Origin of the sequence: Micromonospora sp. WMMD998, assembly GCF_029581235.1 — a bacterium.
In the GTDB taxonomy this organism is placed as follows: domain Bacteria; phylum Actinomycetota; class Actinomycetes; order Mycobacteriales; family Micromonosporaceae; genus Micromonospora.
Genome location: NZ_CP120740.1, coordinates 2,104,267 through 2,118,239, shown reverse-complemented (window position 1 = coordinate 2,118,239; position 13,973 = coordinate 2,104,267). Strand labels below are relative to the sequence as shown.

The window sequence follows — 13,973 nt, the reverse complement described above, 5'->3', positions numbered from 1 at the left end:
CATCCTAGAAAGAGCGCGCCAGCCCGGCCGCCGATGCGGGCGGCCGGGCTGGCGACGGTACGGTCAGGACGCGCGGCGGGTCAGCCGCGTACCCACTGCTGGTTGCTGCCGCCGTTGCAGGTCCAGATCTGGACGGCGGTGCCGTTGGCGGTGCCCTGGCCGTTGACGTCCAGGCACAGACCCGAGCCGATGCCCACGATGGTGCCGTCGGCGTTGAGCCGCCACTGCTGGTTGCTGCCGCCGTTGCAGCCCATGATCCGCGCACGGCTGCCGGACGCGGTGCCCGGCACGTCGAGGCACTTGTTGCCATAGACGGTGAGCTGGTTGTTCGGGCCGACCGTCCACTGCTGGTTCGGCCCGCCGTTGCAGTCCCAGATCTGCACGACCGCGCCGTCGGCCTGGCTGACGCCGTTGACGTCCAGGCAGCGGTTGGCGCTCGCGCTGCGCACCTCTCCGGTCGGGCTGCTGGAGCCGTCGCCCGGCGTGATCGAGAGGTTGTCGAACTGGGCGGTGACACCCTGCCCGGTGCCGTACCCGATCTGACCGGCGACCCAGGCGGAGTCCGATGCCGTGCCGACCGTGTTGCCGTCGACGGCCGCGGTGAGGGTGCTGCCGTTGACCTTCAACGAGAGGTTGTGCCAGCGCCCGGTGCCGAGCGCCGCGATGTTGCCGCTGGCGAGCGTGCGCCAGTTGCCGCTCGTGTTGTTGCTCCGGATGGACCAGGCGCCGCCGTCGGTGACCCGGAAGTAGTAGCCGTTCAGGTTCTGCGGCCCCTGGTGGTTGTAGGTGTTGCCGCGCCCGATCAACTGGACGTAGCCGGACTTCTCCAGCAGGACGTCCGAGGAGACGGTGTAGTTGCGCCAGGTCAGGTCGCCGAGCAGGGCGAACGGCTCGGCCTTGCCGGAGGTCCAGTAGATCGGCGCCTGGTCGGACATCTGGCGGACGCACTGCCCGCTCCGGCCGCCGCCGCACCCGGCGATCTCGAACGAGCCCTGCTGGTCCATCAGGTACTTGGCCTCGCGGCCGGTGGCGTAGCTGTCGAAGTCGTCGCTGTACGGCAGCTTCAGGTTGCCCTGGGCCGGGCTGACCGCCGTGCCCTTACCCTGCCCGGTGGTGGTGGTGATGCTGTAGACGTAGCCGGGCTGGACGGTGAGCGAGAAGCGACCGCCGTTCGGCGTGATGTCACCACCCCGGACGAAGTGGTCGGCGCTGTTGTTCGACCTGACGTTCGTCGCCCAGACGTGCACGGTGCCGGTGGACAGCCCGCCGGTGACGGTGAAGTCGAGCTGCTGGGCCGAGCCGGCGTCCTGCGTCTCGATGATGGTGCTGTAGTCGCTGTTGTTGGTCGACTTGAGCGACACGTAGCTGCCGTTGTTGCGGTTGCCGCCGATGTATCCGCTCGACGAGTCGAGGTAGCGCCAGCCCGGGGCGGCGAACTGCGTGGTGTGCGCCATGACCCAGGTGCTCTTGCCGATCGAGTAGGCGCCGGACCAGGGCTGCTGGGCCACCGCCACACCGGTGGTCGCCCAGGGGATGTTGGGGGTGATGGCGGCGATCACGGGCCAGTTGATGTAGCCGGTCATCTTGCCGTCGATGTAGCCGCGGTTGATGCCCCGGGCGAGCGCCGGCGCGCCGGCGTTGTAGTCGTCGGAGCCGTTCTCGCTGGCCCACAACGGCTTGCCGGTCGAGATGGCGTTGGCGGAGCTGGGACAGCTGCTCTGGGGACCGCGGTAGCCGCAGATGTAGTGGCTGCCGAACACCTGCACGGCGTTTGCGAACGCCGGGTCGCGGAGCGAGTCGTCGGCCGCGCCCCACCCCCAGTCGTCCGAGGCGACGATCTTCACGTTGCCGTAGCCGCGGGCGTTGAGCGTGGACCGCAGGTTCTTGTACCAGGTGGTGTTCCAGCCCTTCTCGTTCCAGCCGCCCAGGTAGTTGATGTTCAGGCCGTGCGTGCCCGCGCAGTCCAACCAGGCGACCAGGTAGTCGATCGAGTCGGTGGACCAGAAGTTGCCGTTGCCGATCCAGCCGGGCGCGCCCCACACCAGGCCGATCAGCGCGATGTTGGGGTTACGCGCCCTGGCCTGCTCCATCATCCACCACTCGTAGCCGCGGTTGCAGTTGACGCTGCCCCGGGTGTGCTCGTGGCTGGGCTCCGCGCCGGAGGTGGAGTTGGTGTCGCCGCCGATCTCCACCTTCAGCAGTTGCATCGCGGCGCCGTAGCCCGGCTTGAACAGGTAGTCCAGGATGTCGCTGCGCTGCGGCTCCGGATAGTCGATCAGAAGTCTGCTGTTTCCGCCGCCGCCGCTCACCGCGCCGATCCCGTCGAGCGCCCGCCCACCGGACCCGCCGTTGATGGTGATGGCGGTCGCCGCCTGGGCCGGGGAGGCGGACGCGGTCAGTACGGCGCTCGCCGCCAGGACCGATGCCGCCGCCGATGCCATCACCGCCCGCCACGGCCGTCGTGGACGACTTGCTGTACCGAACATCGATCCGCCTCCCGAGCACAGTTAATTGACAATCGTCGATCTCTAAAGACATCACATGTTAACGTTCACACAACATGTCCGTCAACGGACCCACCGCTGGCTGGCGGCACCCGTGCAGTCCTGGATCTGGGTTCGCGTGCCGTTGGCCGTACCGTTGCCGGCCACGCCCAGGCACCGGCCCGAACCGACCCCGGTGATCGTGCCGTCGGCGTTGAGCCGCCACTTCTGGTTGGACTGCCCGTTGCAGTCCCAGATGATCACCGGGCTGCCGTTGGCGGTGGCGGCGCCGCTGACGTCGAGACACTTGCCGCCGAAGACCCGCAACTCCTGAGCCGAGGTCACGGTCCACGTCTGGTTGCTCTGGCCGTGACAGTCCCAGATGATCGCCGCGGCGCCGTTGGTCTGCGAGGCGCCGTTGACGTCCAGGCACCGGCCGGCGGAGACGTTGCGGACGGTCGAGGTGCCACCCGGCGGCGGGGTGGTCGGGCTGGCGGTCGGCGTGGGCGTCGGCGTCGGCCCACTGCCGTCGAACTGGGTGAAGAACCGCCACACCTCGGTCTTGGTCCAGGTCCGGACGCCGCTGTCGCCGCCGCCGTCGACCGGACCCGGCGTGTGACCACCGTCGAACGCGGCCCAGACCACCGGATAGCCGGACCGGCAACCGGAGTACGTCGTGGTGATGTGGGTCAGGCTGCCGGCCCTCGGCTCGGGCGGGTTCTGCGCGGCGCACCCGTTGGCACGCACGAACGTGTCCCGCAGCGACCGACCGGCGGAGATGTTGAGCACCGGGTCCCCGATGCCGTGAATCCCCATGTAGGCGATGGGCTGCGTGCCGCCGGAGCACCCGCTGAGCTGACCACCGGAGTAGACCGCGACGGCGCGGAAGACGTTCGCCCGGGCGCAGGCCAGGGCGTAGCTCATGCCGCCGCCGTAGCTGAAGCCGAGCGCGAACCGCTGCGTCGTGTCGACGCACAGGTCCGCCTCGATCAGCCTGATCATGTCGTCGACGAAGGTGGTGTCCTGACCGCCGGGGTTGGCCCAGCCGTTGTTGTTGCCCTGGGGCGCGACGAAGATGGTGCTGTTGTTCGCCTGCTGCCGCAGCCCGTAGTAGGACCACGCCTCCCGGTCCGCACCGCCGGAGTCGACGTCGTTCGCGGTGCCGCCGTTCCAGTGGAATCCGAAGATCAGCCGGTAGGCGTGGTTCCGGTCGTAGTTGTCGGGGATCCGGAGGATGAAGCTGCGGTTCTGCCCGCTGCTCTGGATCGACCGCTGGCCGCTCGTGAGCGTGGGCGCCTTGCCGCACCCGGCGGTCACCGCGGACGCGCCGACCGTCGCGGCCGATGCGGTCCCGCCCGCCCCGCCGGCCACTGTCGCTCCGGCCACCGCCGCGACCAGGATCGCGACGGCCGCGACGGGCCCGAAGATGGATCTGCGTAATGCCATGTTGCGGCTCCTTCGCCATCGGGAAAAGGACCGGCTCGGGTACGGGAAGCTGCGACCCACCACTGCTGAGTGCGTACGCCGGACCCGGCACGGTCGACTCGGTTGCCCGGACTCCGCCGCTGGTCCGCCTGCCCGGGCAGGACCAGCCGGCTTCTGTGGCGTCGGCGAGGACCGCCTCCGCGGCACGATCGAACCGGCCGCGGCCCCGCTGGAACGCCACAGCGCGACGTCGAACCGATTCGGCCGAACCCTAGGACGGCCAGTGAAATATGTCAATGCCATGTCCGGCGCGTTGCGGCCCGCCTCCGCCGCTTCCCGACCGCAGCGACCGGCGGCTGACCTCCCGCGAGGTGGTGGCACCGAGCGGGCCGGGCAGGGCATGACGTTCGCGCCGCTCGTGCGGATGCCCGGCCTGCGCGCCAACGCCGCCTCGACCGCCCCTCGCCTGCTGTTTCAACCAGTTGGTTTACACCGCCGATGAACGGGTGTAGCTTCGTTTCAACCAGACGGTTCAAGGGAGGCGCCGATGCAGGCGGACACGCTGTCGCGGGTCTTCGCGGCACTCGCCGACCCGACCAGGCGCGACATGGTGGCTCGACTCACCACGGGCGACGCGACCGTGAACCAGCTCGCCGAGTCCTACCCGATGACGCTCCAGGCGGTCTACAAGCACCTCAGGGTGTTGGAGGAGGCCGGGGTGGTGAGCCGACCGGCGGGGCCGCAACCCCGGTCGGTGCGGCTGGAGGCGGAGGTCTTCGACCTGATGGACAAGTGGATCGAGCGCTACCGCCGCCGGGCCGAGGAGCGCTACCGCCGACTGGACGCCGTGCTGGCGGAAATGGACCAGGACCAGACCGACCAGACCGAGAGGGGAAGCGCGGCATGAGCGCCATCGCCGGCACCACCATCGAGGCCGACCCCAAGGTGCCGATCATCCGGATGTCCCGGGAGTTCACGGCCACGCCCGAGCAACTGTTCCGCGCCCACACCGATCCACTGCTGTTCGCGCGCTGGGTCGGCCCCGACGGGATGCACACCACCATCGAGGAGTGGGACGCCCGCTCCGGCGGCGCCTGGCGCTACGTGTCCACCCGCGACGGGCAGCGGTACGCGTTCCGTGGCTGCTTCCACGACGTACGTCCGGACCGGATCGTCCAGACGTTCACGTTCGAGGGACAACCCGACGGTGTGGCGCTGGAGACGCTGTGGTTCGAGCCCCTCGGCGACGGGCGGACACGCCTGCGCGCGCAGTCCCTGGTGGACAGCTTCGAGGCCCGCGACGCCTGGCTCGCCAGCGGCATGGAGGTCGGGGTCGACGAGGGCTACGCCAAGATCGACGGGATGCTCGCCGATGGCACTCTCTGACCGGCCCGCCGAGCGACACCGACAGGTCAGCGTCGGCTTCACCGACCGGGTCCGGGGCACCCGGTCGTGGGACGCGCCCGCGCCGGTCGCCGGCTGGACCGCCCGTGACGTGGTGCGCCACCTGGTCGAATGGCTGCCGCCGTTCCTGGCCGCCGGCGCCGGCGTCCAGCTCCCCGCCGGGCCGTCGGTCGACGACGATCCGGTCGCCGCGTGGCAGACCCACAGCGACGCCGTGCAGTCCCTGCTCGACGACCCGACCACGGCCGACCGCCGCCTGTCGAACCCGCACCTCGGCGAACTGCCGCTGGACCGCGCGATCGACAGGTTCTACACCTCCGACGTGTTCATGCACACCTGGGACCTGGCCCGCGCCACCGGCCAGGACGACCGCCTCGACCAGGACTTCTGTGCGCAACTGCTGGCCGGGATGCAACCGATGGAGGAGATCATCCGCTCGTCCGGGCAGTATGGCCCGCGCGTGCCGGTGAAGGACGACAGCGACCCGCAGACCCGGCTGCTGGGCTTCATCGGCCGCGACCCGGAGTGGACCCCCTGACCCTCTCCGTCCCCGCAATTCCTCGATCACGAAGGCGGTGCTACGCCTGGACCGGTGCTCTGACGGCCGCTCACAACAGGCGGTGCCGGCGGGCGTAGGCCGGGAACTCCGCGCCCGAACAGGGCAGGCGAGCGTTCGTCGCCCGCAGGGCGTCGATCAGGTTTCCCGCGCCTGTCTCCGTCTGCTTGCCGATCCGGCAAGCCGCCGCGAGAAGCCAAATCGTGCCATGGACCTCTGCGCCGTAAGAACGGGCAACCTTGCTGGCCTGCCGATCATCCGTGATCGCGATACCTTTACGCAGCTCAGCGGCGGCCAGAACAGAAGCTTCGCCGAGGTTACGCTCCCCGGCGCCGAGTCTTCTGGCCCATGCGGCGAAGCACCTGACCGCATCGAGCGTGTCCAACTGCGCCCGTCTCAGCCAGTCCACCTCGCAGGCGGCCAGCAGTTCCGGTCGAATCGCGGCTCCGGCCCTCAGCTCCTCGTGGACCACCTGCGTCGTCCAGCAGTCGACGCCGACGAGCAGGTCTTGTAGAACGTCCAGCCGATCAGCAAGAGTGAAGTGGGCCAGCAGCATCGTGTCGAGTACGAGGACCGACCCCGGCGGCACCGAATGACTCACGGAGCCGTCTCCAGGTCATCCTCCTCGGGCAGATCCGCATCGGCCAGCTCGCCGTACATCAACTCGAGCGCCCTGGCTCTGGTGATCCGGCTGGCTCGCCACGCCTCGATGACCGCCTGCGCATAGCCCGGCGATACACGTACCGAAGCAAGATCCGGCTGGGGTGCCCAGCCCAGTGCCTCCATGAACTCCGCCCGCGTGGGCCGAGGGAAGCTCCACGCCTGACGTGTCGCGGCGTCGATCACCCCGGCCCGCTCAGCCTGCCGTAGAGCCAGCACCCAGGAGGTGCGGTATCGAGCAGCGTAGGAGATCAGCCGCTCCCGGCTCGCGCGGCCACCGCTCAGGACACCGGTCATCGCATCGACCGGTAGCAGCAGCTCTGCGGCGAATGCGTCGATCACCCCTTCGCGCTCTGCGCGGGACGTGCTGACTCCCAGGTCACTGGAGTATTCGTCGCCGACGACCAGGTGGCCCAGCTCATGTGCGGCGGTAGCTCGGCGACGGCCAGGGTCACCTTCTGTGCTCACCACCGCGACAGCTAGATCTCCCTCGACGAGAGACGCGCCATCGCCCGGCAGGTCGGTCACCAGCACCCACTGCCCTGCGCGCTCACAAAGATCCATCACGCGTCCGACCGGCTCGGTCCCGAGATCGGTCTGCTGTCGCAACCATCGAGCCGCTTGTCTCGCGTCACCCTCGGATGCCACCGTGCCTGGGTATCTCAGCAGCGGCACTGACCGCAGGGCGCCGAGTTCGACGAGTTGCTGCACATTTCGCAGCCACTCGACCAAGGCGATTTCCAGACGCTCGGAGGACCGCGCGGCCACCGTGTCGGTCTCTTCGGTCAGCATCGCGGCCCGACGGGACAGCACCGACGGCCGCGGCTCGATCAGGTACTCCATCGACACCCTGAGCGCACGGGACAAACGCGCCAGTTCAACCCCGTCGAGGCGTCTGCTACCTGCCTCAACCTTGGCCAACATGGTTCGGTCGAGCCCCACACCATCAGCGAGGTCCTGCTGGGACATGCCCACCGACAGACGCGCCTGCCGCACCTGCTCGCCTATACGGCGCCAATCCTGCTGCTCCCCGGCCATGGTGCGATAATCGCACAATCCGAGCCCGGAGCGGGCCAACATACGCTCAGGAAAGACCCTTCCCAGCGGAACCACCGGGTGAGGGCCTTGATCGTTGGTGCGCCGCCAGGGACTCGAACCCCGAACCCGCGGATTAAGAGTCCGCTGCTCTGCCAGTTGAGCTAGCGGCGCTCATCGGCAACGGGACGAGACGTTAGCAGCCCTCGCGCCGACCGGCGCCGGCAGGGGCAGCTTCCGTGCACCAGGGGCCCGACCAGGCCCCTCGCGGTCCGGTGGAGGCTGCGGGCGAGCACCGGCGTGAGATCGCCCGCCCGTTTCGGCGTACCCCGTGATCTGGAGGGTGCGGTCCAGGCGGACCTGGCCGCCGGTCCCGGTGTGCTGTCGGGGGCGGGAGATCCGGCGGGTAGCGTCGGTGGCATGTCGCTGGAGGCCATCGCCGCGCTGCGGGAGCCGGCGCGCCGGACGGTGTACGAGTTTGTCGTCGCGCGGGCGGAGCCGGTGAGCCGCAACGAGGTGGCCGAGGGTGTGGGCATCGGTCGGACCCTGGCGGCGTTCCACCTGGACAAGCTGACCGACGCCGGGCTGCTGGAGGCGACGTTCGCGCCCCGCGCCGGCGGGCCGGGGGCGGGACGGCCGGCGAAGCTCTACCGTCGTTCGGCGGCCGAGCACGCGGTGACGCTGCCGCCGCGCGACTACCGGCTGCTGGCGGGGGTGCTGGCGAGCGCGATCGAGCGGGTCGGTGCGGAGCCGGCGGCCTACGCCGCCGCCCATGAGCAGGGGGCGAAGCTCGCGGACGGCGACGCCGTCGGCCGGTTGGAGGCGCTCGGGTACGAGCCGTACGAGGACGCCGAGCGGACGATCCGGTTGCGCAACTGCCCGTTCGACGCGCTGGCGCACTCGCACCCGGGGCTGGTCTGCGGGTTGAACCTGGCGCTGCTCGAAGCGGTGGTGGGTGACGGCGGTCGGGTGGTGCGGCTGGACCCGGGCCCGACCGGCTGCTGCGTGGCGATCCAATCTAAAAACAATCAGCGTTGACATAGACGTTAGTCTGGCCGCATGGCCGACCATCACCTCGCGCAACTGAACATCGCCCGGCTGCGCGCCCCGATCGACAGTCCCGAGCTCGCGGACTTCGTCGCCCGGCTACCCGAGATCCACGACCTGGCCGAACGCTCCCCCGGCTATGTGTGGCGGCTCCAGGACGACTCCGGGGACGCGACCGCGTTCCGGCCGTTCGAGCCGGACGTCATCGTGAACCTGACCGTGTGGGAGACGGTCGAGTCGCTGCGCGCCTTCGTCTACCGGACCGCACACCTGGAGCCGATGCGCCGGCGGCGGGACTGGTTCGTGCCGCTCGACCGGGCGCACCTGGTGCTGTGGTGGATTCCGGCCGGCTCACTGCCATCCATCGAGGAGGCCGCCGCGCGGTTGGCGCTGCTGCGGCGGAACGGGCCGTCGGCGGAGGCGTTCACGCTCCGCGAGCCGTTCCCCGCACCGGGCGTGCCGGCCGGGTGACCCCTCGTCGTCGCGAGCGGGGCGCGTTCCGCGCCGGCGCAACCAATTGACGATCACCGAAGTATGCGGGCATAATCGCACCGGAGCCGGGCTGGCCACAGGCCGCACTACATGATGCGTGCACTGCCGACGAGAGCTGCCGGCCGGCGCATCGTGGCCACCGACACGACATCGCCGCCAGCGCATCGTCGAGAACGCCCGCCGCCCCCTCCACCGGCGCGCCCTCGACGGGACACGGCGCGGACCGACTCCGGGCACATCGATCCGCACGGCGCCGAGCGGCACTCGAACGCCAGCGGGAGACGACACCGATGAGATCCGTTCCACCCGGACGAACGACTGCCACGACCGACTCGACCAGCCCGACCCGACCCGCACGGCGTACGGCGGCCGTGGTCGCCACCACCGCCGCGCTCCTGACCGCGGTGGCGTCCGGCCTGGCCGTCACCGCCGCGCCCTCGATGGCCGCCGCGTGCACCGGCTATGTGGCGCTGACCTTCGATGACGGGCCCACCCCCGGCAACACCACCACGCTGATCAACACCCTCAAGGCCGCCGGGGTACGGGCGACCTTCTTCAACGTCGGCCAGAACGCGCAGGGCAACCAGGCGTTGGTCCGGGCCCAGCGGGACGCCGGCATGTGGATCGGCAACCACAGTTGGACGCACCCCCACATGACCCAGCTCAGCCAGGCGCAGATGACCTCGGAGATCTCCCAGACCCAGCAGGTGATCCAGCAGGCCACCGGCACGGCGCCCAAGCTGTTCCGTCCGCCCTACCTGGAGTCGAACGCGACGTTGCGGGCGGTCGAGGCCCAGTTCGGGCTGACCGAGATCAACGCTGACGTGGACTCCCAGGACTGGAACAACGCCAGCACCGACCAGATCGTGCAGAACGCCCGGCGGCTCCAGGCCGGCCAGTCCATCCTCATGCACGACTGGCCGGCCAACACGATCGCGGCCATCCCCCGCATCGTCAACGACCTCGCCGGCCGTGGCCTCTGCGCCGGCATGATCTCGCCGGCCACCGGACGAGCGGTCGCCCCGGACGGCGGCACGCCCACCACCGCACCCCCCACCACCGCGCCGCCCACGACGGCACCGCCCACCACCGCGCCGCCCACGACGGCGCCTCCGACCACCGCGCCGCCCACCACCCCGCCGCCGGACCCGTCGGGCGCCTGCACCGCCACCTACCGGCTGATCGGCAGTTGGACCGGCGGTTTCCAGGGCGAGGTGACCGTGAGCAGTACCACGGCGATCACCGGCTGGACGGTCCGGATGACCCTGGCCGGCGGGCAGAGCATCAACAACGTGTGGAACGGCGTGGCCACCGGCACCAGCGGCTCGGTAAGCGTGCGCAACGCCCCCTACAACGGCACCCTCAACGCCGGCGGGTCGACGAGCTTCGGCTTCCTCGGCAACGGCAACAGCTCACCGGCGCCGAGCGAGATCACCTGCACCGGCGCGTGACGCCACCGCCGTCCCATCGTCCGGAGGACCACAGATGCCACGCACCCGTACCCGGCTGCGGTTGGCGGTGGCGGTGTGCACCACCGCCACCGTCGCCGCGGCCGGCGCACTCACCACCGCCGTCTCCGCGCAGGCCGCCGCCGGCTGTCGGGTCACCTACACGGTGACCAGTCAGTGGCCCGGCGGCTTCGGCGCGAACGTCGACGTCACCAACCTCGGCGACCCGCTCACCGGTTGGCGGTTGACGTGGTCGTTCACCGCCGGGCAGGTGGTCGGGCAGTCGTGGAACGGCACGGTGACCCAGTCCGGCGACCGGGTCACCGTCACCAACGCCGGCTGGAACGGCAACCTCGGCACCGGGGCCGGCGCGCAGTTCGGCTTCAGCGGCTCGTGGAACAACACGTCGAACCCGGCGCCGACCGACTTCGCGCTCAACGGCGTCACGTGCACCGGACGCCCGGCCCCCACCACTTCGTCCACCAGCACCCCACCCACCAGCACCCCACCAACCAGCGCTCCGCCCACCACCGCCCCGCCGCCGGCCTCCGGCGCGCTGGCCCAGACGAACACGGTCGGGCGGTTCAGGGCGGCCGGAACCAGCGTCCAGTACACCTGGCCCGGCATCTACTTCGAGGGGCGGTTCCGCGGCACCGGCGTCGGGATCGTCCTCAACGACAGTCAGAACGACTACGCCGTGCAGATCGACGGCACGACCGTCGCCACCCTGGTCACCCCCGGGCAGACCACCCACTGGGTCCGGAACCTCGCCGACGCCGACCACACCGTACGACTGGTCAAGCGGACGGAGAGCCCGTGGGCCGCGGGCGAGTTCGGCGGCCTCGTCGCCGCACCCGGCGGCGCGATCCTGGCGAAGCCGGCCGCCCGCAGCCGGCAGATCGAGTTCATCGGTGACTCGTGGACCGCCGGCTACGGCAACATGTCGACGACCCGTGACTGTTCCAGCAACGGCGGCGTCACCCGCAACTCCAACGCCGACCTCACCTTCGGCGCCCTCACCGCGCAGAGCCTGAACGCCGACTACCAGCTCATCGCCTGGTCCGGCCTGGGCATGGTGCGCAACTACAACGGCGGGGGCACGGACAACTTCCGCACCTACTACGAGACCGACCTACAGGCGCTCTGGAACAGCACGGCGTGGCAGAACCCGGGCACCTGGAAACCACAAGTGGTCGTCGTCGGCCTGGGCATCAACGACTTCTCCACCGCCCTCAACGCCGGCGAGCGGTGGGCGACCCTCGACCAACTCGCCGCCGACTTCCGGACCGCGTACCTGGGCTTCCTCGACAAACTGCGGGCCCGGTACGGCCCCGACACGTACATCGTCCTCACCTACCCGGACCTGTCCAACACGCCGCTCGCCTCCTCGATCCAGCAGATCGTCCGGACCCGCGCCGACCGGGGCGACACCCGGGTCCGCTCGCTCTACTACGACGACAACGCCCTGGGCCTGGACAAGCTGGGCTGCGACTGGCACCCCTCCCGGCGCGACGACCAACTCCTCGCCGGCGCGCTCACCCGGTTCATCGGCACCCTGCCGCTGACCTGGTAGCTCGACCCACGCCGAAACGACCACCGACACCGAGGTCGGGCCCGACCACCAAGGGCCGGCTCGGCCCCGAGCCGGCCCGTACCACCACCAACACCCAGGAGGACGAGACATGACGCACGATCAGAAGCAACCGGTGAGCGGCGAGCGGAGGCTGCTGAGCCGCCGCACCGTCCTGGCGACGATGGGCGCCGTGCCGGTCGCGGCGGTCGCGACGGTCGTGGGGGCCACGGAAGCCTCGGCCGCGACGGCGAACATCAACCCGTCGGCAACGCGGCAGACGATCCGAGGCTTCGGCGCCATGGCCCACGCGGCCTGGATCGGCGACCTGACGGCCGCCCAACGGGACACGGCTTTCGGCGTCGGCGAGGGCCGCCTGGGCTTCTCGCTGCTGCGGATTCCGGTCGGCGAGAACCAGTCGGACTGGAGCCGTGACCTGGCGACGGCGAAACGGGCGGTGGAACTCGGCGCGACCGTCTTCGCGTCGCCGTGGAATCCCCCCGCCAGCATGATCGAGACCTTCACCCGCGGCAGCCAGACCAACGCCAAGCGCCTCAGGTACAGCTCGTACGCCGCCTACGCCCAGCACCTGAACGACTTCACGGCGTACATGCGCAACAACGGGGTGAATCTGTACAGCATCTCCGTCCAGAACGAGCCCGACTACGCGTACGACTGGACGTGGTGGACGCCCGCCGAGATGGTCCGGTTCCTGCGGGAGAACGCCGGCTCGATCAGCACCAGGGTCATGGCGCCCGAGTCGTTCCAGTACGTCAAGTCCATGTCGGACCCGATCCTCAACGACTCCGCGGCGCTCGCCAACGTGGACATCATCGGGGCTCACCTCTACGGCACCTCGTACTCGAACTTCCCCTATCCCCTCTTCAAGCAGAAGGGCGCGGGCAAGGACCTCTGGATGACCGAGGTCTACTACCCCAACAGCAACGCGAACTCGGGGGACTCCTGGCCCGAGGCGCTCGACGTGGGCGAGCACATCCACCACGCCATGGTGGACGCCGAGTTCCAGGCATACGTCTGGTGGTATCTCCGGCGCAGCTACGGCCCCATGCGGGAGGACGGTCAGATCAGCAAGCGCGGCGCCATGATGACGCACTTCGCCAGGTTCGTCCGCCCGGGGTACGTGCGGATCGACGCGACGGCGAACCCGACGTCGAACGTCTTCGTCTCGGCGTACCGGAGTGACAACACTGTCGTGATCGTCGCCGTGAACAAGAACACCTCGTCGGTGAGCCAGCAGTTCACCCTGTCGAACACCTCCGCGTCCGGCAGTGTCTCGAACTGGCTGACCGACGGGAGCCGGAACGTCGCGCCCCAGAGCGCGCTGAGCATGTCCAACGGCTCCCTCACCGTCACGCTCCCCGCCCGCAGCGTGATGACGTTCGTGACCAGCATCAGCGGCGGCACCTCGTCGCCCAGCCCGACGGCCACCCCCACCGCATCGCCGACGCCCACGCCCACGCCCACCACCTCGCCCACGCCCGGTGGCGGCACCGGACCCCGGGTCTCCTACACGATGAACAGTTGGAACTCCGGCTTTACGAGCAGCATCAGCATCACCAACACCGGCACGTCGACGATCGACGGCTGGACGCTTGTCTTCACCCTGCCCTCGGGCCAGTCCATCACCTCGGGCTGGAACGCCACCTACTCGCCCTCCAGCGGGCAGGTGAGCGCCCGCAACGTCAGCTACAACGGCACGATCGCGCCCGGGGCCACCGTCGACATCGGTTTCCAGGCCACCCACACCGGTAACACCGCCAAACCGACCGCGTTCACCCTCAACGGCATCCCCTGCACGGTGGCCTGACGGGCGGTCACCCCGGCTCCGGCCG

12 protein-coding genes and 1 tRNA gene are annotated in these 13,973 nt (G+C 69.9%); 8 read left to right on the top strand and 5 right to left on the bottom strand.

Annotation, left to right across the window (positions count from 1 at the left end; translation table 11 throughout):
* Nucleotides 1-80: 80 nt before the first annotated feature.
* Complete coding sequence (locus O7619_RS10100; RefSeq protein ID WP_282287203.1) at nt 81-2,441, bottom strand: ricin-type beta-trefoil lectin domain protein; 2,361 nt, start codon at nt 2,439-2,441, stop codon at nt 81-83.
* Nucleotides 2,442-2,567: 126 nt separating this feature from the next.
* Nucleotides 2,568-3,929 carry a ricin-type beta-trefoil lectin domain protein gene (locus tag O7619_RS10095; protein ID WP_282287202.1) on the bottom strand — a complete coding sequence of 454 codons (1,362 nt, stop codon included), beginning with the start codon at nt 3,927-3,929 and terminating at the stop codon, nt 2,568-2,570.
* A 526-nt stretch (nt 3,930-4,455) separates the two neighbouring features.
* Between O7619_RS10095 and O7619_RS10090 the strand changes: the two genes are divergently transcribed.
* From O7619_RS10090 to O7619_RS10080, 3 genes are read left to right on the top strand one after another with little or no spacing between them, the layout of a single operon-like run.
* Entirely contained in the window at nt 4,456-4,815 is a 360-nt protein-coding gene (locus O7619_RS10090) for a metalloregulator ArsR/SmtB family transcription factor (RefSeq protein WP_282287201.1), read from the top strand.
* Complete coding sequence (locus O7619_RS10085; RefSeq protein ID WP_282287200.1) at nt 4,812-5,294, top strand: SRPBCC family protein; 483 nt, start codon at nt 4,812-4,814, stop codon at nt 5,292-5,294. Before O7619_RS10090 ends, O7619_RS10085 begins: the two co-directional genes overlap by 4 nt.
* Nucleotides 5,281-5,850: a TIGR03086 family metal-binding protein gene (locus O7619_RS10080; protein ID WP_282287199.1), complete on the top strand. Its 570-nt coding sequence runs from the start codon at nt 5,281-5,283 to the stop codon at nt 5,848-5,850. Before O7619_RS10085 ends, O7619_RS10080 begins: the two co-directional genes overlap by 14 nt.
* Before the next feature lie 70 nt (nt 5,851-5,920).
* On the opposite strand, the gene O7619_RS10075 is transcribed toward O7619_RS10080, so the two are convergent.
* The 3 genes from O7619_RS10075 to O7619_RS10065 all read right to left on the bottom strand — a co-directional run bounded on the left by O7619_RS10075 (nt 5,921) and on the right by O7619_RS10065 (nt 7,737).
* Nucleotides 5,921-6,469, bottom strand: a complete 549-nt coding sequence (locus O7619_RS10075; protein WP_282287198.1) for a hypothetical protein — start codon at nt 6,467-6,469, stop codon at nt 5,921-5,923.
* Nucleotides 6,466-7,566 (bottom strand): XRE family transcriptional regulator, encoded by a 1,101-nt coding sequence (locus O7619_RS10070; RefSeq protein ID WP_282287197.1) that lies wholly within the window; start codon nt 7,564-7,566, stop codon nt 6,466-6,468. Before O7619_RS10070 ends, O7619_RS10075 begins: the two co-directional genes overlap by 4 nt.
* Nucleotides 7,567-7,661: 95 nt before the next feature.
* Nucleotides 7,662-7,737 (bottom strand) — tRNA-Lys (locus tag O7619_RS10065).
* Between the two features lie 246 nt (nt 7,738-7,983).
* On the opposite strand from O7619_RS10065, the gene O7619_RS10060 reads away from it, so the two are divergent.
* The 5 genes from O7619_RS10060 (at nt 7,984) to O7619_RS10040 (ending at nt 13,948) form a co-directional block, all read left to right on the top strand.
* Nucleotides 7,984-8,601 (top strand): helix-turn-helix domain-containing protein, encoded by a 618-nt coding sequence (locus O7619_RS10060; RefSeq protein WP_282287196.1) that lies wholly within the window; start codon nt 7,984-7,986, stop codon nt 8,599-8,601.
* Nucleotides 8,602-8,622: 21 nt separating this feature from the next.
* Nucleotides 8,623-9,081 carry a DUF3291 domain-containing protein gene (locus O7619_RS10055; RefSeq protein WP_282287195.1) on the top strand — a complete coding sequence of 153 codons (459 nt, stop codon included), beginning with the start codon at nt 8,623-8,625 and terminating at the stop codon, nt 9,079-9,081.
* A gap of 311 nt (nt 9,082-9,392) precedes the next feature.
* Nucleotides 9,393-10,553 carry a polysaccharide deacetylase family protein gene (locus tag O7619_RS10050; RefSeq protein ID WP_282287194.1) on the top strand — a complete coding sequence of 387 codons (1,161 nt, stop codon included), beginning with the start codon at nt 9,393-9,395 and terminating at the stop codon, nt 10,551-10,553.
* A gap of 34 nt (nt 10,554-10,587) precedes the next feature.
* Nucleotides 10,588-12,123, top strand: a complete 1,536-nt coding sequence (locus tag O7619_RS10045; RefSeq protein WP_282287193.1) for a cellulose binding domain-containing protein — start codon at nt 10,588-10,590, stop codon at nt 12,121-12,123.
* Nucleotides 12,124-12,232: 109 nt separating this feature from the next.
* Nucleotides 12,233-13,948 carry a cellulose binding domain-containing protein gene (locus tag O7619_RS10040; RefSeq protein ID WP_282287192.1) on the top strand — a complete coding sequence of 572 codons (1,716 nt, stop codon included), beginning with the start codon at nt 12,233-12,235 and terminating at the stop codon, nt 13,946-13,948.
* Nucleotides 13,949-13,973: the final 25 nt, after the last annotated feature.

What these genes read in the sequence shown, in the direction of transcription:
- O7619_RS10070 (WP_282287197.1), bottom strand. Translation starts at nt 7,566, where the DNA reads ATGGCCGGGGAGCAGCAGGATTGGCGCCGTATAGGCGAGCAGGTGCGG.
- O7619_RS10090 (WP_282287201.1), top strand. Translation starts at nt 4,456, where the DNA reads ATGCAGGCGGACACGCTGTCGCGGGTCTTCGCGGCACTCGCCGACCCG.
- O7619_RS10080 (WP_282287199.1), top strand. Translation starts at nt 5,281, where the DNA reads ATGGCACTCTCTGACCGGCCCGCCGAGCGACACCGACAGGTCAGCGTC.
- O7619_RS10055 (WP_282287195.1), top strand. Translation starts at nt 8,623, where the DNA reads ATGGCCGACCATCACCTCGCGCAACTGAACATCGCCCGGCTGCGCGCC.
- O7619_RS10060 (WP_282287196.1), top strand. Translation starts at nt 7,984, where the DNA reads ATGTCGCTGGAGGCCATCGCCGCGCTGCGGGAGCCGGCGCGCCGGACG.
- O7619_RS10085 (WP_282287200.1), top strand. Translation starts at nt 4,812, where the DNA reads ATGAGCGCCATCGCCGGCACCACCATCGAGGCCGACCCCAAGGTGCCG.
- O7619_RS10040 (WP_282287192.1), top strand. Translation starts at nt 12,233, where the DNA reads ATGACGCACGATCAGAAGCAACCGGTGAGCGGCGAGCGGAGGCTGCTG.
- O7619_RS10100 (WP_282287203.1), bottom strand. Translation starts at nt 2,441, where the DNA reads ATGGCATCGGCGGCGGCATCGGTCCTGGCGGCGAGCGCCGTACTGACC.
- O7619_RS10050 (WP_282287194.1), top strand. Translation starts at nt 9,393, where the DNA reads ATGAGATCCGTTCCACCCGGACGAACGACTGCCACGACCGACTCGACC.
- O7619_RS10095 (WP_282287202.1), bottom strand. Translation starts at nt 3,929, where the DNA reads ATGGCATTACGCAGATCCATCTTCGGGCCCGTCGCGGCCGTCGCGATC.
- O7619_RS10045 (WP_282287193.1), top strand. Translation starts at nt 10,588, where the DNA reads ATGCCACGCACCCGTACCCGGCTGCGGTTGGCGGTGGCGGTGTGCACC.